The organism is Amycolatopsis sp. lyj-346 (assembly GCF_046548975.1).
Classification (GTDB): Bacteria; Actinomycetota; Actinomycetes; order Mycobacteriales; family Pseudonocardiaceae; genus Amycolatopsis.
On the sequence record NZ_JAJPWT010000002.1, the window covers coordinates 305,686 to 323,325 of the forward strand.

The following is a 17,640-nucleotide window of genomic DNA, read 5'->3' on the forward strand; positions in this document are numbered from 1 at the left end:
GGTCATCAACTCGCAGCGGAACCGGGGCTCATCAGCTCGGCGAGCTGCCCCCGGCCGGTCACGGTCAGCTTGCGGTAGACCCTGGTCAGGCGCAGCTCGACCAGCCGGCTGCTCAGCTGCAGTGCCCGCGCGATCTCCGGGTTCGTCCGGCCCGCGGCGGCGAGCGCGGCGATCCGGGCCTCCTGTTCGGACAGTGCGCCGGCCGGGCCGCCGGGGACGGGTCGCGCGGCGGCGTCCGGCCCGCGGCGCGCCAGCCGGCCGGAGACGTCGCGGATCTTCTCCGTCAGTCCCGCCGGCAGCAGTTGCGGCCGCAGCGTCGCCACCCGCCCGAGCAGCGCGGCGGCCTCGGTGACGGCACCGTCGTCGAGCCGCGCGGCGGCGAGTTCGGTGACGGCGGTCAGGAAGTCGACGCGCCGGGCCGTTCCCTCCAGCAGCAGGACGGCGCGTTCCAGGTGCGTTCGGCGTTCGCGGCCGGTGAAGACGTCGGCCAGGAGCAGGCTGGTGACCCCGCGCGCCCCCGGCACGCCCCAGGTTTCCGCGCGCACCAACGCTTGCCGGGCCAGCTCCGCCGCCCCGTCGTCCCCGCAGCGGGCCAGTGCCTGCGCCGCGCCGGTCCGCCACGGCAGGTCGACGGGGTTGCCTTCGCGTCGGCCGGCGGTCCCGCGGCCGGCCGCGCGGAACGCTTCCAGCGCGGCTTGCGCGTCGCCCTTGGCCAGGTGCACGCGACCGCGTTGCAGCAGCAGGTACCCGGCGGCCAGCCCGTCGTCCGCGCCGGCCGGAAGAGCCGGGCCGATCGCACGTTCGGCTTCGTCGAGCCGGGTCGCGGCCAGCGCCGCTTCCGCCCGCACGGCCCACAGGCCGGGCAGGGCCCGCGGGTGCCAGGCGTGTTCGGGCAGCCGCGCGATCGCGGCTTCGAGATCGGCCCGGGCCTGGCCGAGGTTGCCGCGGCGCAGTTCGCAGCGCGCCCGCAGCAGCACCGCGTTCGCCGCGACCGCGCGGGCTCCGGCGCGGACCGCATCGGAGTGGACGTCGGTGAGGCTGAGCACGGCCTCGGACAGGTCGTCGGTGCACAGCAGCACCCACGCGGCCCGCAGGCGCAGGGTGTGCGGCAGGTTCGCGCGCGGTTCGAGCGCGAGCCGCGCGAGTTCCCGGGCCCGCCCGGGGTGCCGGCCGCGGCGGGCGAGTTCGACCGCGGTCGTCGCCGCCCGCACGGGATCGGGTTCCCCGGGCACCGGCCGCGGCGCGTCGAAGACGGGGGCCGGGCCCGCCGGACCGGCCGCGCAGTCCTCCTGGGCCAGCCGGCCGAGCGCGGCAAGCGCGGACGTGCCGGCTTCGAACCCGCTGCGGCGGCGGCAAGTCGTGGCGATCACCCGGTGCGCGGTGCGGGTGTCCCCGCGGGCGAGCAGGTGGTCGGCCGCTTCGAGCAGGACCGCGCCGGAGACTTCGGGTCCGGTGTCGAGCAGCACGCGCTGCAGGCGCTGGTCGCTCAGCTCCGGTTCGTCGGCGACCTCGGCCAGTGCCAGCCCCAGCATCAGTTTCCGGCGTTCGGCTGGGCTGACCGGCTCCCGCAGCGCCCGGCCCAGCAGCCGGGCCGCGCCCGCGTCATCGCCGAGGGACCGGCGGTGTTCCGCGGCCCGGCGCAGCGTCCCGACCGCCCAGGACGTCCCGACCGGGCGCACCGCGGCGAGCAGCTCGGCGAGCTGGTCGTCGGGCATCGCCGCGCGGTAGGCCAGTTCGACGCACCGGTTCGCGAGCTCGCCGCGGTCCGCGGCGCTCAGCGTGCCGAGGGCGGCGTCCGCGGTGGCGGCGCCGGCGATGCGCGTCGGCGCGTCTTCGCGCACCAGGCCGAACCCGGCCAGCTGGCGCAGGGCGTCGCCGACCCGGCCGGCGAGCGGGCCGGCCAGATTCGTCACGAGCTCGAAGTCGAGCAGCCCGCGGGACACCGCGATGGCGCGCAGCAGGTTCAGGGCATCGGACGGCAGGGCCGCGATCGACACGGCCAGCTCGGCGGCCCGGACGTCGGCCAGGTGCTCGGTGACGGCGGGCAGGTGCTCGGCCACCGGGTCTCCTCCGGCGGCGGCGAGCCGCTCGAGCACCGGCACGACCAGCGCCGGCCGCCCACCGGTGGCTTCGTACAGCCCGGCGGTGAACCGCGGATCGGTCACGCTGCCGGGGAAGCGGTCGTCGACCAGCTGCCGCAGGCCGTCCCGGGTGAGCAGCCGGACGGCGACGGTGTCCCCGCCGGGCGCGGCCGCGTGCTCACCGGTGGCGAGCACCGACCGGACCAGCAGCATCGGCGCCTGCTGCAGCCGGTGTTCCATGGCTTCGAGCCACGCCTTCGAGCCGGGATCGGCCCACTGGACGTCGTCGACGGCGATCAGCAGCGGCCCTTGGCTCGCGACGCCCACGAAGTCGCCGCACAGGGTCGGGATGGACCGGTCGGCCGAAGCGCGGCCGCAGGAGCGCCGGCCGCCGTCGAGCCGGCAGTCGGCGTCGGCGATGTCGGCGAAGAGCCGGTTGACGACGCCCCGGTGCACGGCGGATTCGCCCGGTGAGCAGGAGGCGAAGGCGGTGATCACGCCCGCGACCCGCGCTTCCCGTACGGCGGCGGCGAGCAAGGCGCTGCGCCCCGCCCCGCGCGGGCCCACGACGGTCACCTGACCGGATCGCCCGGCCAGCACCCCGCGGATCCCGCGCCGCAGCACCGCCAGCTCGTCTTCCCGCTCGACGAGGCGCGCTTCGGCGGTCCGGCGCGAGCGGTCGTCCCGCTTCCCCAGCCAGGGAACGGTGAGCACCGGCGCGGCGACGGGCGTGTCGAGAGCACGGGGGTCCCGGACGGCGGCGGCGCGCAGGGCAGACGCGACCGGCAACGCCGATCCGGTTCCACCTGGTCCGGACACCACCATCACCCTCCGCCCCGCAGCGGCTGCTTTCCGCCACCGCACCGTGGTTCACCACGGGGTGACGTGGCTGCCCAGGGTAGGACGCCGAATGTTGGTTTAACAAGTCCAGGACCTTCGTTTTGTCTGTACTTTGCCCCCGGCGACAACGCACTACCCACGAAGACCCAGAAATCCCTACATTAAGGCAACGTGGCTTGACACCCGGCCGAGGCCGTGGATGACGGTCACCCACCAGCCCGTTCACCCGGTTTTTCGAGGCCTCGAAACTGAAAAACGTTCACTGTCGCCGCGCCGCGAAGATCGGCAAAGCCGCGTTGTCCTCCGGCGGCCGGGGGCGACCACGAGTGTGGGCGGCGCATGGACTCACACCCAAACCCAAGTCGAACCCGGCGCATCCCCGGGGAGAAGCCCCCGAGGGCGGCGATCCGGGTGGTGACAAGCCCGGTGGTGACGAGCCCGGTGGCGGCCGCGGTCCGGTCACCCTGCACCGCGTTCACCAGGGACTTTCTGCGGCTGTGAACTAGACACTTCCAGGAACCGGCGAACCTATGCTTCCGCCATGGCGACCCAACTACTGGCGTCCTCCGGCGTACTCAGCTACGTGAGCGAGCATTCGCAAGCCGAGGACGACATCCTGCGCGAACTGCGCGACGAGACGGCCTCGCTGCCCATGGGGGCGGCGATGCAGGTGTCCGCGGAAGAAGGCCGGCTGCTCGCGATGCTGGTCAAGCTGACCCGGGCGCGCCTGGTGGTGGAGGTCGGCACCTTCACCGGTTACAGCTCCCTCTGCATGGCCCGCGCGCTGCCCCCGCACGGGTTGCTCGTGACCTGCGACGTCACCGACCGATGGCCGGCGTTCGGCCGGCCCTACTGGCGGCGCGCCGGGGTGGCGGACCGGATCGACCTGCGGATCGATCCGGCCGTGCAGGTGCTCGACGCCCTCTTCTACGAATACGGGCCGGGCACGGTCGACCTGGTCTTCATCGACGCCGACAAGGCCGGGTACACCGCCTACTACGAGGCCGCGCTCGGCCTGCTCGCCCCCGACGGGCTCATCGTCGTCGACAACACCCTGTTCTTCGGCCGCGTCGCCGACCCCGGCGCCCAGGACCCGGACACGGTGGCCATCCGCGAGTTCAACCGCTTCGTGCGCGACGACCCGCGCGTGGAGATGTCGCTGCTGCCGATGGCCGACGGCATCACGCTGATCCGCAAGACGGACTGAAGGAAACTCCGGCGCGCTGAAGGGGCCCTCCCGAGCGGAAGGGCCCCTTCACCGCGTCGAGGCAGTCGAGGCCGTCGAGGCAACCGAAAAAGCCCGCCCCCGGCCGAAGCCGGGAGCGGGCTTTGCCCAGTGCTCAGTGCACCGCGACGGGCTCGCTCAGGTCGGGCGCCACCAGGGTCACCGTCGTGGGCTCCTCCTGCGGCACCGGCTCCAGGTGCAGGCGCTGCAGGCCCGGCACCTCGCCCCCGGGCAGCACGGCGGTGCAGGCGCACGCGTCGTCGGCGAACCCGGCGAAGCGGTAGGCGATCTCCATCATCCGGTTGCGGTCGGTCGGGCGGAAGTCGGCGACCAGGTGGGCGTCGGCGTTCGCGGCCTGGTTGGCCAGCCAGCGCAGGATGATCGAGCCCGCGCCGAACGACACGACCCGGCACGAGGTGGCCAGCAGCTTCAGGTGCCAGAACTCCTCGAACGTCTCCAGCAGGAGCACCCCGACCGCGCCGTGCGGCCCGAAGCGGTCCTGCATGCTGACCACCAGCACCCGGTGCGACGGGTCGTCGAGCAAGCCGCGCAGGTGCTCGTCGGAGTAGTGGATGCCGGTGGCGTTCATCTGGCTCGTGCGCCGCGTGAGCTCCTCGACGCGGGACAGCTCGGTGTCGGTGGCCGGCTGGATCGTCATGCGCAGGTCCAGCGAGCGCAGGAAGTCCTCGTCCGGGCCGGCGTGCCCGGCCTGCGCTTCTTTGCGCCGGAAGGACGCCTGGTACATCTGCCGGCGCCGCCGCGAGTCGACGGTGACCGTCTCCGGGCTGAACTCCGGCCGCTCGGCGAGCGCGAGCACGTCCTCCGCGCGGTAGGTGCGCACCTCCGGGTGGTGGTAGGTCACCTCGGCCAGCTCGCTGTCGCGGTCGTCGACGAACGCGATCGTCCCGAGCGCGAAGTTCAGCTCGTCCGCAATCGCCTTGACCGACCGGGACTTGGGGTGCCAGCCGATCTGCGGCAGCACGAAGTACTCCGCCAAGCCGAGCTCCTCCAGCCGCGCCCAGGCGTGCTCGTGGTCGTTCTTGCTCGCGACGGACTGCAGGATGCCGCGCGCGTCGAGGGTCTTCACGAGCTCGCGGATCGGCTCGGCGACCTCGACCACGCCGTCCTCCAGCAGCGTGCCGTTCCACAGGGTGTCGTCGAGGTCCCACACCAGGCACTTGACCATGGTCGTGCTTGCCACCGGACTCCTCCTCAGTCGCCGGAATTCACGAGGACACGGGTGTGCCCCGCCAGGATGAGCTGGCAGATCTCGTTGCTGCCTTCGATGAGCTCCATCAGCTTCGCGTCGCGGTGCGCCCGGGCGACCACGTGGCCGTCCTGGGCCGCGGCCGAGGCCAGCACCTGCACCGCCGCGCCCGACCCGCGGGCCGCGGCGGTCGAGCTGACGTACTTGGCCAGCACGGTCGCGACCACCAGCTCGGGCGACCGGTCGTCCCAGGCCCGGCTGGCGTGCTCGCAGACCCGGGTGGCGGCCTGCTCGTCGGCGTAGAGGTCGGCCAGGTGCCGGGCGACGAGCTGGCGGTCGGCCAGCGGCACTCCGCCCTGGTACCGGTTCGCCGCGTGCTCACCGGCCGCGGCCAGGCAGGCCCGCAGGATGCCGACGCAGCCCCACGCGACCGAGATCCGGCCGTAGGCCAGCGCGGTCGTGATCAGCATCGACAGTTCGACCCCGCCGCCGCCGAGCACGGCCGAGCGCGGCAGCCGGACGTCGTGGAGCCGGACGGTCGAATGGCCGGCCGCCCGGCACCCGCTGGGGTGCGGGACGCGCTCGATCGTGACGCCCTCGGCGTTCGCCGGGACGACGACCGCCGTGCCGAGGCCGTCGAGCTCGCCGACGACCACGATCAGGTCCGCGTAGGCCGCGGCCGTGATCCAGACCTTTTCGCCGTTGATCACGACGTCGCCGCCGTCGGCGCGGACGGTGGTGGCCACCGACGACAGGTCGCTGCCCGCCGCGGGTTCGCTGAACGCCACCGCGGCCAGGTCGCCGGAGGTGAGCCGGCCGAGGTAGCGGGCGCGCTGGGCGCGGTCGCCGAAGCGCTGGATGGTCCAGGCCGCCATGCCCTGCGAGGTCATCACGCTGCGCAGGGAACTGCACAGCGAGCCGGCGTGCGCGGTGAACTGCCCGCTGTGGAAGCTGCCGGCGCCGAGACCGCCGTACTCGGCGGGCACCTCGGCGCACAGCAGGCCCCGCGCGCCCAGCGCCCGCAGCAGGTCTTCGGGCAGCCGGCCGCCGACGTCCCAGGCCGCCGCCCGGTCACCGACCCGCGCCGTCAGCTCGGCGGCGGCCGCGACGAGCGCGTGGTCACTCATCGAGCAGGCGCCCCACGAGCGCCGTCATGCCTTCGACGGTCCGGAAGTTGTCGAGCTTGAGGTCGGGTCCGACGATGGCGATGCCGTAGGTCTGCTCCAGGAACACGACCAGCTCCATGGCGAACATCGAAGAGACCAGTCCGGTGCGGAACAGGTCCTGGTCGACCGGGACGTCCTGCTTGACGCGCTCGGTCAGGAACTCCAGGATCTCCCGCGTCACGGCCGCCGGCGTGCGCGCCGGGGTTGCGGTGGTGGAGACGTCGTTCACTCAGAACACCTTCCCGTACTCGTAAAAGCCCCGTCCGGTCTTCCGGCCGAGGTGGCCGTCGGCCACTTTGGACTGCAGCAGGGCGCACGGCGCGTGCCGCGGGTCGCCGGTGCGTTCGGCGAGCGCCCGCAGCGCGTCCGCGAGGTTGTCGAGGCCGATCAGGTCGGCGGTGCGCAGCGGGCCGGTCGGGTGACCGAGGCAGCCCTGCATGAGCTCGTCGACGGCTTCGACCGACGCGGTGCCCTCTTCGACCAGCCGTGCGGCGTCGTTGATCATGGGGTGCAGCAGGCGGCTGGTGACGAACCCGGGCGAGTCGCCCACGACGATCGGCTTGCGGCTCAGCCGTTCCAGCAGGCCCAGCACGGCGTCCAGAGTGGACTGCGCGGTGCGCGGGCCACGGACGACCTCGACGTTCGGGATCAGGTACGCCGGGTTCATGAAGTGCGTCGCCAGCAGGTCCGCGGGCCGCTCGACCGCTTCGGCCAGCTCGTCGACCGGGATGCCGGAGGTGTTGGTGATCAGCGGCGTTCCCGGGGCGACCAGGGCCGCGAGCTCGCCGAGCACGGTGGCCTTGACCTTGTCGTCTTCGATGATCGCTTCGATGACGGCCGTCGCGTCTTTCGCCGCGCCCAGGTCAGTCGTCGCGGTCAGGGCGCCTTCGGCGATGTCGGGGAACGCGCCCATCAGGCGGCCGTGCCGCAGTTGCTGCGCCACGCGCCGCTTCGCGAGTTCCACCGCCTCGCCGTCGATTTCCACCAGGGTGACCGGCACCCCGTGCCCCAGCGCCATCGCCGTGATCGCCGAGCCCATCACCCCGCCGCCGATCACGGCCGGCCGATCCTGCGCCTGCCCGTCCACCGCGCCTCCTTGGTCTCCGGGATTTTTCCCTTGTCCCAAGGGAGCGTCGGTCACGGCGGTGGCGCCGGTCAACGAACCGCGCGCATGTCTAGGGTTTTCCGTCGGGCTCGCCCGCGACCGGATCGGCGCTCAGCACGCCCAGCGCCGCCAGGTCGCCCATCCACGCGCGCAGGGAACCGGTCAGCTCGCCCGGTTCGACGTCGCACGTGGGCGCGAGGGCCAGCGCCGCGGCGACGGGATCCCAGTCGTGCTGGGCCAGCGCGATCCACATCGCCGCGCCGAGCCCGCTGGCGAGCACGCGGTGCTCGCCGGTGGGCAGCACCATCTCGAGCACTCCGGTGTCGTCGACGAGCACCGCCAGCCCGGGCACCGGGCGCATCACGCTCCCCCGGATTTCCCGCGCGTCACCGCGTTCCGCCGCACCGGCCGGCCTCGCCGCGGCCTTCGGCCGGTCACAGCGCGGGTTCCGGCGCGAGGAGGCCGCCGGGGAACCGCTCCTGCAGCTGGGTGCGGCCGCTGACGCCCAGCTTGCGGTAGACGCTCGTCAGGTGGATCTCGACGGTCCGCACGGCGAGCTGGAGGGCGTCGGCGATGGTCCGGTTGGTGGCGCCGGCCGCGGCCAGCTCCCCGACCCGCCGCTCGCCCAGCGTCAGCACGTCGGTCACGCTGCCGGTGACCGGGTAGTTGCGGCCGCCGGCCGCCGTCACCCCGTCCTGCGCCTCCTCGGCCCGGCCCCAGAACCCCGACCGCACCGAGCGGTCCACGGCGGACCGGAAGGCCCGGCGCGCGCCCTGGTGGTCGCCGGCGCGCAGAAGGGCCTGCCCCAGCGCGGTTTCCGCCTCGGCGAGGTACCACGACGCCGTCGTCCGGCCGAGCACTTCGGCCGCCGCGGTGAGCCCGTCGACCGCGGCGCCTCCTTCGGCCACCAGGCCACGGCCCAGCAGCGCCAGTCCCCGCGCCGACGCCGATCCCCAGGCGCGGGCCAGTTGTTCGCCGTGCGCCACGAGTTCGGCGGCCTCCGCCCGCCGTCCGAGCCGGACGAGCACCCGGGCCCCGTCGAGCCACCACGGGACGAACAGCGGGTTCGCGCCGCCTTCCGCGCGCAGCCCGGCGCCGCACCGGCGCAGGTGCGCCAGCGCTCCGGCCAGGTCCCCGCGCGCCTCGGCGAGCCGTCCACGGGCCAGGTGGTGGAAGGGGAAGCGGAGCACGGACCCGTCGGGGCCGTGGTGGTCGGCGCGGGCCATCGCCGCGGCCGCGCCCTCGGTGTCGCCCTGCTGCAGCAGGACCAGCGCCTGCGCCACGAGGGGTGCGGTCGCGAGCTCGGGCCGGTCGTCGCGCTCGGCGGCGCGCACGGCCGCCGACGCGTCCGAGAGGGCCCGGGACAGGTCGCCCGCACCGCACGCGAGCCACGAGTGGGCGGTCAGGGCCACGACTTCCGTCCAGCCGGTGTCGCCGCGCACGGGCCCGGGGGCCAGGCCGCCCAGTGCGTGCAGGGCTTCGTCGACCTCGTCGGCGGCGAACAGGACGTAGGCGGCCAGCGAGCACGCCCACCGCACCGCGGGTTCCGGGCGTTCGACCGCGCGCCGCGCGCAGGAAACGGCGAGGTCCCGGTCGGCGCCGCGGATCAGGTGGGCCACGGACGCCAGTGCCAGCACCGCGACCTCGGCCGGGGTCTGGCCGGTCAGCGCGGACATCGCGGGCAGGCGCCCGCCGACGAGCGCCAGGGAGCCGGGCTGCTCGAAGGCGACGGCCAGCAGCGCGGCCTCCAGTTCGGTCCGCAGGCCGCGGTCGGCGTCCCCGGTGGACCCGGCGGGCTCGGCGTCGAGCTGCCCGAGCGCGCCGGTCAGCAGCCGCGTCGCCTCGTGCGGCTCGCGCGCCGACAGCGCGGCGATGGCCAGCTGCAAGGAGATCCGCGCCCGGCTGCGGGTGTCTTCGGCCATGGCGGACATCCCGGCGAGCGTCGCGTACGCCGCCAGCGGATCGCGCACGCCGACGAGGCGGGCGAACTCGATCCGCACCGGCATGTCCTGGGGCCGGTCCGCGACGAGCACCCCGAGGTAGCGGGCGGCGTCGTGCGGCCGGCCCGCCCGTTCCGCGGTGCGCGCGGCTTCGGCGAGCACGTCGCGCATCCACCGCTCCGGCAGCAGCCGGCGGCCGAGCAGGTGCGCGCCGACGTCCTCGGGCGGGCACCCGCGGTCGTTGAGCAGCCGGGCCGCGGTCAGCCGCAGCGGGCCGAGCCGCCGGTCCGGCACCCCGGTCAGGATCGCTTCCCGGACCGCGGGCGAAGCGAACTCCCGGTCATCGCCGTCCAGCAGCCGCTCGGCGGCCAGGACGCCGAGCGCGTCGGCGGCGAGCGGCTCGGGCACCCCGCCGAGCAGGGCGGCGAGCTCCACATCGGACCCGCCGAACACCGCCACCGCTTCGGCCACGCGCCGCACGTGCTCCGGGCGGCCGGCGAGGACGCGCTCGACCAGCCGGGCGCGGGCGGCCGGGGCGAGCCGGCGGGCGCGGCCCAGTGCCTGTTCGTCCGGAGCGAGCCCCTCCAGGTGCAGGGCCGCGCAGACTTCGCCGAGCACGGCGGGATTGCCGCCGGTCAGCGCGGCCAGCTCGCGGACGAAACCGGGTCCGGGTGGTTCGGCCCACCACGCGGCGGTCACGCCGGCGACCTCGGTTTCGGTGAAGTCCGCCAGATCGACGGTCGCCACGTCGCCGGGGGGCAGCGTCATCGGCGGCCACAACGGCCGCCCGGCGGGGCGCTGCGCGACCACGACGAGCAGGGGCTGCTCCGCGCCCCGGTGCGCCTGGTGCGCCAGCACCCGCACGGACGCCTCGTCGCAGTGGTGGAAATCGTCGAGCAGGACGACGACGGGGCCGGCGACGGTCAGGTCGGCCAGGCGGCGGCCCAGCCGCCGCGAAAGCACCGGCACCGGCAGGCCGTCACGGCCACCGGCGTCCGGGAGCAGGCCTTCGGCCGCCCGTCCGGCGCTCCCGCCGCCCGGACGACGGCAGGTTTCCGACAGCACGACCGCGTGGTCGGAGACCGCGCGCGCGAACTCCGCCAGCAACGCCGTCTTGCCGGTCCCGGTCGCCCCTCGCACCCGCACCAGGGTCGCCGAACCGGCCCGCGCGTTGGCGAACGCCGAAGCGAGGACCGCCAGCTCCCGTTGCCGTCCGGCCACGCGCCCGGCGACACCCGTCACCTCCGCCATTCTCAACCTGCTCTCACGGAAGGCGGCGGCCGCCGAGCCCCTCGTCGTCGGCGCCGTGCCACATTTCGCGCGCGTACGGCGCGTCGGGCACGGGGATCCGGTCGGTGGCGCGGGCCGACGGCGCCGCGGGCAGCTCGCCCAGCCCGTTCTCGATCCAGCCGAGGTCGCTCAGCAGGCGCCGCATCGGCGGGGTGTCACCGTGGATCCGGTGCAGGGACTGGATGGCGCGGCGCAGCTCGGTCGCCTTGCGCCGGGCGGCGGTGAGCGCGTCAGCGGTCATCGGGACTCCTCTCGGCGGGGCACACCGATCGCGTGCCCCGCCGACGTTAGGTCGCCCGCGACCCGGAAAACCCCGGACATCGGCGGGGATCCGGCGCGTCCTCGCCGTGTGACCGGCAACACTAGGGAATCCGTTGGCCGGGGCACGGTTCACTGACGATCCTGATACCGCGTCGAAGGGAAGCGCTCTCGTGAACATCGCGGACAACGCCACGACGTCGTGGATCCGCCGTTACCACCCGGCCCCCGGCGCGGGCACCCGGCTGGTCTGCTTTCCCCACGCCGGCGGTTCGGCCAGCTACTTCCACCCGGTTTCGGCGCGGTTCGCGCCGGAGGTCGACGTCGTCTCCCTGCAGTACCCGGGGCGCCAGGACCGCCGCCGGGAGCCGCACGTCGAGTCGATCGCCGCGCTGGCCGACCTGGTCGCCGCCGAGCTGGCGGGCCTGTCGGACAAGCCGTCCGTGTTCTTCGGGCACAGCATGGGCGCGGTCCTGGCCTTCGAGACCGCCTGGCGGCTCGAACAGCGCGGCCTGCGAGCCCCCGGCGCGGTCGTCGCGTCCGGCCGGCGCGGGCCGTCGACCTTCCGCGACGAGCGGATCCACGAACGCGACGACGACGGCGTGCTCGACGAGGTCCGGGAACTGAACCGGCTGGACGTGGCGGTCATCGGCGACGAGGAGATCCTGCGGATGGCCCTGCCCGCGATCCGCGCCGACTACCGGGCGATCGAGACCTACGCCTGCCCGGCCGGGCGCCGCGTCCGCTGCCCGGTCACCGTGCTGATCGGCGACCGCGACCCGAAGGTGACCGCGGAGGAGGCCGGAAACTGGGGCGAGCACACCGAAGCCGGCTTCCGGCTGGCGGTCTTCCCCGGCGGGCACTTCTTCCTCGCCCGGCACCAGAGCGCGGTGAACGCGGAGCTCGAGCGGGAGCTGCGGGCCCTCGCCGTCCCGGCGGCGGCATTGCCTTCCGGGCGTGATTCAACATAAAGTAACATCAGCAGCCACACAGAACGACATGGCTGAGTGACATGACAGCACGAAACGGGCGGGGGTCGCGGTGTACGCGGAAGAGCGTCAGCAGCTGATCCTCGAACGGGCCCGGTCCTTCGGCCGGGTCGACGTGGCCGAACTCGCCGGCGAGTTCGCGGTGACGACGGAGACGATCCGCCGCGACCTCACCACCCTCGAACGCCACGGATCGCTCCGCCGGGTGCACGGCGGGGCGATTCCCATCGAGCGCCTGGGCTTCGAACCGGCGTTGAACACCCGCGAAAGCGTGATGACGGCGGAGAAGAAGCGGATCGGCAAGGCCGCGCTCGCCGAACTCCCGGCCGAAGGCGCGATCCTGCTCGACGCGGGCTCGACCACCGCACACCTGGCCGAGGCGCTGCCCATCGACTGCAACCTCACGGTGGTCACCAACTCCGTGAACATCGCGCTGACGCTGTCCAAGCGGCCCAACCTCACGGTGATGCTGGTCGGCGGCCGCCTCCGCGCGCGCACGCTCGCCTCCGTCGACTCCTGGGCGCTGCATTCGCTCAGCGAGACGTTCGTCGAAGTGGCCTTCATGGCCACCAACGGCCTGTCCGTCGAGCGGGGCCTGACCACCCCGGACCCGGCGGAGGCGATGGTCAAACGCGCGTCGATCGCCGGCGCCCGACGCGTGGTGCTGCTGGCAGACCACACGAAGGTGGGCAATGACCACTTCGCCCGCTTCGGCGAATTGTCCGAAGTAGACACCTTCATCACCGACGGCGGCATCGATTCCACGGTGGCCGCGGAGATCGAGCGCGAAGGCGTGAACGTCCTGACCGCGTGAGCTACCAGCGCACCGGCAGCTCGTAGAGTCCGAAGAGGACTCCGTCGTGCTTGAACTCCAGCTCGTCCACCGGAACCGCCAGGCGCAGCCGTGGCACCCGCTCGAACAACGTGGTCAGCGCGACCTCCATCTCCAGCCGTGCCAGGTGCTGCCCGATGCACTGGTGGATCCCGTAGCCGAAGGCGACGTGGTGGCGCGCCGAACGGGCCGGGCAGAATTCGCCGGCGTCCTCGAAGACGGTGCCGTCGTGGCCCGCCGCCAGCCCGAGCGGCGCGACCCCTTCCCCGCGGCGGACGAGCTGCCCGGAGATTTCGAGGTCCTCGGTGGCGACCCGCAGGCTGACGACGTCGGAGATGGAGAAGAACCGCAGCAGCTCCTCGACGACGCCCTCGTGCCCGATCCACTGCGGGTTCTCCAGCAGCTGGACGACGCCGAGGGACAGCATGTTGGCGGTGGTTTCGTGCCCGGCGACGAGCAGCAGCATGGCCACGCCCAGCAGCTCGGCGTCGTCCAGCGCGCCGCCGGCGATCAGGCGGCTGATCAGGTCCGCACCGGGCCGCGCCCGTTTCGCGGCGATCAGTTCGGTGAGGTAGGTGTTGATCTCGCCCAGCGCCGCCTCTCGCTGCCGGACCGTCGAAGCGAGGCTGACCAGGACGCGGGTGCGCGACTCGAAGTGCTCGTGGTCTTCGTAGGGCACCCCGAGCAGCTGGCAGATGACGAGCGAGGGCAGCACGAGGCAGAAGGCGGGAACGAGGTCCGCCGAGTTCCCGGCGGCCAGCATGGCGTCGATCCGCTCGTCGACGACCTGCTGGATGCCGGGCCGCAGCTCCCGCACCTTCCGCACGGTGAACTCGGGGATGAGCAGCTTCCGGTACCGCGTGTGTTCGGGCGCGTCCATGGCCACGAACCACCCGGGCAGGGCTTCCGGCGCGCCACCGGTGGCGGGGAAACCCGGCTTCGAGGGATCGGAGCTCAGCCGCGGATCGGTCAGCGCGGCCCGCACGTCCTCGTGCCGCGCGACGAGCCAGACGGGGGTCCCGCCGGGCAGCACGGTCCGGCACAGGCCGGGCCGGGCACGCAGGTCGGCGTAGCCGTCGGGCGGAGTGACCTGGCCGGGCGCCCGCCGCGGGAAGTCGACGACACCGGGTTCCGTACTCACCATGAACCGGTTCTACCCCGCCGCGGCGCCCCACCCCCGCAAACCGGCGGAAGTCTGGAAGAACCCCTAATGACGAGCTGGATCCGGATCGGATGCCCAGGTCGCCGCGACGGGATCGAGGACCGGGCCACCCGCGCGAGCCTTTCCGGGTCACCCTGCCCCGCCGGGTCACCGCGGGGGCGCGACCGCCACCGGAATTGTCGGTGCTGCCCTGCACAATGGGCCCCGCCGAGGCGACCGCCCCGGAGAGCACCCACGTCAGCACCAGTGACAGGACGATCGTGAAGATCCGCACCCGAACTCCTCCCAGCGCAGGAACACCGCTGCGCGGCCTGGTGCGCCGATCGTCCGGCCAACGACGGGAAATCGTGCGACGAACGGCGGGGCGGCGTGGGATGCTCGGCGCCGGAACTGGGAGGAACCGGACATGACTGGCGCGCTCATCGGGCGGGCGCACCCCGCCGCGGCGCTGCGGACCGAGCTCGACCGGGCGGTGGCGAGCCACGGCGGCCTCGTCCTCGTCACCGGCGAGGCCGGGATCGGCAAGACCACCCTCGTCACCGGGCTGGCCGACGAGGCGCGCCGGCGCGGTGCCCTCGTGCTCGCCGGCGCCTGCTGGGACTCCGGCAGCGCACCCGGGTACTGGCCGTGGGTCCAGGTCGTGCGCGCCCTGCGGCGCGCACTGCCGGAAGAGGAGTGGGCGCGGACCGACACGGCGACGCTGTCGGCGCTGCTCGGCGAAACCGTGGGCGCGCCGGCCGACGACGGCTTCCGGCTGCACGACGCGGTCACCACCGCGCTGGCCGCCGCGGCCCACGACCGCCCGGTCGTCGTGGTGCTCGACGACCTGCACTGGGCCGACGCGGCTTCGCTGCGGCTGCTGGAGTTCGCGGCGCGGCACACCTGGTTCGAGCGGCTCCTGCTGGTCGGCGCCTACCGGGACGTCGAGGTCGACGCGCCGGGCCACCGGCTGCACGAGCTCGTCCTGCCGCTGGTGGCGAAGGCGACCACGGTGACGCTGACCGGGCTCGCGCCGGACGAGGTGGCCGAGCTGATGAGCCGCACCGCGGGCACCGAGCCGGATCCCGCGCTGGCCGCCGAGGTGCACCTGCGGACCGGCGGCAACCCGTTCTTCGTCGAGCAGACCGCGCGGCTGTGGCACAGCGGCAGCCCGGTGTCGGCCGTCGCGCCCGGCGTCCGGGACGCCTTGCAGCGGCGGCTTTCCCTGTTGCCGGCGCCGGTCACGCGGTTGCTGATCGACGCCGCGGTGCTCGGCCGGGAGTTCCACCGCCGGGTCCTCGCCGCGCTGACCGGGGCGCCGGCGCCGGAGGTCGACCAGCTGCTGGCCCGCGCGGCCGCGGCCCGGCTGGTGACCGCGCTCGGCAACGGCCGGTTCGCCTTCGCCCACGACCTGGTGCGGGAGTCGCGGTACGCCGAGCTGGACCCCGCCGAAGTCCGGCGGCGGCACGCCGCGGTGGTCCGCGCCCTCGACGCGTCGCCCGAGCTGGAACCGCTGGTGTTCGCGGCCGACCGAGCCCGCCACGCGTACCTCGCGGGCGCCGAGGTCGACCCCGGCCGCGCGGCCGACCTGCTGGTGGCCGCGGCGCGCGACGCGAGCGCGCGGCTGGCGGCCGACGAGTCCATCGGCCATTACCGGCGCGCGCTGGAGCGCGCCACCGACCCGCGGCGGCGCGTCGTGATCGCCCTCGACCTCGGCACCGTGCTGAGCCGCTGCGGCGAGAACGAAGCGGCATGGCGGCACTTCGAAGACACGGTCGCGCTGGTGCGCGAGCTCGACGACGACGCGCTGCTCGCCAGGGCCGCGCTCACCCTGTCCCGCACCGCCCCGGCCGGACCGCGCCTCGAGCTGACGTCGGAGCTGCTGGTGACGGCGCACGAGCGGCTGGCGGGAAAACCGGCGGAGCCGCTGTCGCTCGAGCGCGTCACGCTGGAGCTCACCGCGCGGGCCGCGGTGCTGGCGCGGGACGGCGACGACGACCAGGAGCTGTCGTTCACGCTGTGGGCGCGGCACGACCTGATCTGGGGGCCGGGCACCGCGCGGGAGCGGGAGCGGCTGACCGACGAGCTGGCCGTGCTCGCCCAGCGGACCGGCGACCGCGAAAACGAGTACTTCGCGTCGTCGCTCAAGTGGGTCGCGCTGCTGGAGCAGGGCGACCCGCGTTACCTCGACCAGTTCCGGGCCTTCCAGGCGCTGGCCGGCGGCAGCGGCCTGTCCGGTGCCGAGTTCGCGGGCCTGTTCGACCGCAGCATCATCCGCGCGCAGCGCGGCCGGTTCGCCGAGGCGCACGCGGACCTGGACCAGGTCGAGGAGCGGTTCGGCCGGGAGTTCGGCTACATGATGGACCACGTGCGCTGGAGCTACCTGCTGCTGCAGGGCCGGTTCGGCGACCTGGCCGCCCACGCCGCGCGGGTGGCCGCCGGCGACCACCCGCACCCGGAGCTGCTGGCGGTGCTCACGGCCGCCCAGCGGGGCGACGCGGCCGCGGCCCGCGAGGCGGCCGCCGTCGCCGGGCCGTTCTCCCGCGAATTCGGTTCGCTGTGGCTGCGCTGCCAGGCCCAGGTGGCCGCGCTGACCGGTGACCGCGAGGCCTGCGAACGGCTCCTCGGCGAGCTCACGCCGTACTCCGGTGAATGGCTGGTCGCGTTGTACGGCTGCGAGATCAGCGGGCCGGTCGACCTGTGGGCCGGGCTCCTCGAGGCGGCGCTGGGCCGGCTCGACGAAGCGGTGGCCCGGCTCAGCGCGGCGGCCGCGTCGGCGGACCGGATGCGCCTGCGGCCGTGGGCGGCGGAAATCCGCGCCCGGCTCGTCCCGGTCCTGGTCGCCCGAGGCGCGGCGGGGGACGCCGCCCGGGCGGCGGCGCTGCTCGAAGCCGTGCGCGCGGAGGCCGGCGAACTGGACATGCCGCACCTGGTCTCCCGGAGCGAGCCGGTCGTGGCGAAAGCCGTGGAGAAACCGGTGCCCGCCAACGAGTTCCGCCGCACGGACGAGGTCTGGTCGCTGCGGTTCGCCGGCCGCGAGGTCCGGGTGCCGGACGCGAAAGGCCTGCGGGACCTCCACTTCCTGCTCGGGCTCCCGGGAACGGAGGTCCCCGCGGTCCGGCTGCTCGCGCCCGAAGGCGGCGAAACGGTGGTGGCGGCGAAAGGGATCGGCGCCGACCCGGTCCTGGACGAGGCGGCGAAGGCGGCCTACCGCCGCCGCCTCGGCCACCTCGACGAGGAGATCGACAGCGCGGCGGACCGCGGCGACGACGCCCGGGCGGCGGAGCTGGACCGCGAACGCGAGGCCCTGCTGGCGGAACTGCGCGCGGCGGCCGGGCTGGGCGGCCGCACCCGCCGCCTCGGCGACGAGGCGGAGCGTGCCCGCAAGGCCGTGACGGCCCGGATCCGGGACACGCTCCGCAAGCTGGCCGACCTCCACCCGGAACTGGCGGGGCACCTGAAGTCGTCGATCACGACCGGCTCGTCGTGCCGCTACGCCCCGGATCCGGCAGTCCACTGGCGGCTCTGACCGGCTCCGCCGAGAAGCCCGCGACAACGCCGGCCGG

General features: G+C 74.4%; 13 protein-coding genes. 4 read left to right on the forward strand and 9 right to left on the reverse strand.

Annotated elements, in window-relative coordinates:
* Positions 1 to 5: 5 nt before the first annotated feature.
* The gene (locus ACLJQE_RS07840; protein ID WP_410638431.1) at positions 6 to 2,900 is read right to left on the reverse strand and encodes an AAA family ATPase; all 2,895 of its coding nucleotides are present in this window, start codon (positions 2,898 to 2,900) and stop codon (positions 6 to 8) included.
* A 562-nt stretch (positions 2,901 to 3,462) separates the two neighbouring features.
* Here ACLJQE_RS07840 and ACLJQE_RS07845 point away from each other — a divergent pair.
* On the forward strand, positions 3,463 to 4,128 hold the full coding sequence (locus tag ACLJQE_RS07845) for an O-methyltransferase (RefSeq protein ID WP_410638432.1): 666 nt from the start codon (positions 3,463 to 3,465) through the stop codon (positions 4,126 to 4,128).
* Positions 4,129 to 4,261: 133 nt separating this feature from the next.
* Here the strand turns inward: ACLJQE_RS07845 and ACLJQE_RS07850 are convergent, their stop codons facing one another.
* The 7 genes from ACLJQE_RS07850 to ACLJQE_RS07880 all read right to left on the reverse strand — a co-directional run bounded on the left by ACLJQE_RS07850 (position 4,262) and on the right by ACLJQE_RS07880 (position 11,095).
* The gene (locus ACLJQE_RS07850) at positions 4,262 to 5,332 is read right to left on the reverse strand and encodes an HAD-IIIC family phosphatase (RefSeq protein ID WP_410639158.1); all 1,071 of its coding nucleotides are present in this window, start codon (positions 5,330 to 5,332) and stop codon (positions 4,262 to 4,264) included.
* Between the two features lie 26 nt (positions 5,333 to 5,358).
* Complete coding sequence (locus ACLJQE_RS07855) at positions 5,359 to 6,480, reverse strand: acyl-CoA dehydrogenase family protein (protein ID WP_410638433.1); 1,122 nt, start codon at positions 6,478 to 6,480, stop codon at positions 5,359 to 5,361.
* The gene (locus tag ACLJQE_RS07860; RefSeq protein WP_410638434.1) at positions 6,473 to 6,748 is read right to left on the reverse strand and encodes an acyl carrier protein; all 276 of its coding nucleotides are present in this window, start codon (positions 6,746 to 6,748) and stop codon (positions 6,473 to 6,475) included. The genes ACLJQE_RS07855 and ACLJQE_RS07860 overlap by 8 nt, the downstream gene beginning before the upstream one ends.
* Positions 6,749 to 7,606, reverse strand: a complete 858-nt coding sequence (locus ACLJQE_RS07865; RefSeq protein ID WP_410638436.1) for a 3-hydroxyacyl-CoA dehydrogenase family protein — start codon at positions 7,604 to 7,606, stop codon at positions 6,749 to 6,751.
* An 88-nt stretch (positions 7,607 to 7,694) separates the two neighbouring features.
* The gene (locus ACLJQE_RS07870) at positions 7,695 to 7,985 is read right to left on the reverse strand and encodes a hypothetical protein (RefSeq protein WP_410638437.1); all 291 of its coding nucleotides are present in this window, start codon (positions 7,983 to 7,985) and stop codon (positions 7,695 to 7,697) included.
* Between the two features lie 73 nt (positions 7,986 to 8,058).
* Complete coding sequence (locus ACLJQE_RS07875) at positions 8,059 to 10,815, reverse strand: AAA family ATPase (protein WP_410638438.1); 2,757 nt, start codon at positions 10,813 to 10,815, stop codon at positions 8,059 to 8,061.
* A 13-nt stretch (positions 10,816 to 10,828) separates the two neighbouring features.
* Positions 10,829 to 11,095: a hypothetical protein gene (locus tag ACLJQE_RS07880; protein WP_410638439.1), complete on the reverse strand. Its 267-nt coding sequence runs from the start codon at positions 11,093 to 11,095 to the stop codon at positions 10,829 to 10,831.
* A gap of 190 nt (positions 11,096 to 11,285) precedes the next feature.
* On the opposite strand from ACLJQE_RS07880, the gene ACLJQE_RS07885 reads away from it, so the two are divergent.
* Both ACLJQE_RS07885 and ACLJQE_RS07890 read left to right on the forward strand, forming a co-directional pair.
* Positions 11,286 to 12,083 (forward strand): thioesterase II family protein, encoded by a 798-nt coding sequence (locus tag ACLJQE_RS07885; protein ID WP_410638441.1) that lies wholly within the window; start codon positions 11,286 to 11,288, stop codon positions 12,081 to 12,083.
* A 70-nt stretch (positions 12,084 to 12,153) separates the two neighbouring features.
* On the forward strand, positions 12,154 to 12,915 hold the full coding sequence (locus ACLJQE_RS07890) for a DeoR/GlpR family DNA-binding transcription regulator (RefSeq protein WP_410638442.1): 762 nt from the start codon (positions 12,154 to 12,156) through the stop codon (positions 12,913 to 12,915).
* 1 nt (position 12,916) lies between these two features.
* Here ACLJQE_RS07890 and ACLJQE_RS07895 read toward each other — a convergent pair whose 3' ends face one another.
* Positions 12,917 to 14,077 (reverse strand): cytochrome P450, encoded by a 1,161-nt coding sequence (locus ACLJQE_RS07895; protein WP_410638443.1) that lies wholly within the window; start codon positions 14,075 to 14,077, stop codon positions 12,917 to 12,919.
* A gap of 424 nt (positions 14,078 to 14,501) precedes the next feature.
* Between ACLJQE_RS07895 and ACLJQE_RS07900 the strand changes: the two genes are divergently transcribed.
* Positions 14,502 to 17,603 (forward strand): ATP-binding protein, encoded by a 3,102-nt coding sequence (locus ACLJQE_RS07900; protein WP_410638444.1) that lies wholly within the window; start codon positions 14,502 to 14,504, stop codon positions 17,601 to 17,603.
* Positions 17,604 to 17,640: the final 37 nt, after the last annotated feature.

Coding starts and splice junctions, on each gene's coding strand:
- ACLJQE_RS07845 (WP_410638432.1), top strand. CDS start 3,463: ATGGCGACCCAACTACTGGCGTCCTCCGGCGTACTCAGCTACGTGAGC.
- ACLJQE_RS07850 (WP_410639158.1), bottom strand. CDS start 5,332: ATGGTCAAGTGCCTGGTGTGGGACCTCGACGACACCCTGTGGAACGGC.
- ACLJQE_RS07855 (WP_410638433.1), bottom strand. CDS start 6,480: ATGAGTGACCACGCGCTCGTCGCGGCCGCCGCCGAGCTGACGGCGCGG.
- ACLJQE_RS07870 (WP_410638437.1), bottom strand. CDS start 7,985: ATGCGCCCGGTGCCCGGGCTGGCGGTGCTCGTCGACGACACCGGAGTG.
- ACLJQE_RS07875 (WP_410638438.1), bottom strand. CDS start 10,815: ATGGCGGAGGTGACGGGTGTCGCCGGGCGCGTGGCCGGACGGCAACGG.
- ACLJQE_RS07880 (WP_410638439.1), bottom strand. CDS start 11,095: ATGACCGCTGACGCGCTCACCGCCGCCCGGCGCAAGGCGACCGAGCTG.
- ACLJQE_RS07895 (WP_410638443.1), bottom strand. CDS start 14,077: ATGGTGAGTACGGAACCCGGTGTCGTCGACTTCCCGCGGCGGGCGCCC.
- ACLJQE_RS07900 (WP_410638444.1), top strand. CDS start 14,502: ATGACTGGCGCGCTCATCGGGCGGGCGCACCCCGCCGCGGCGCTGCGG.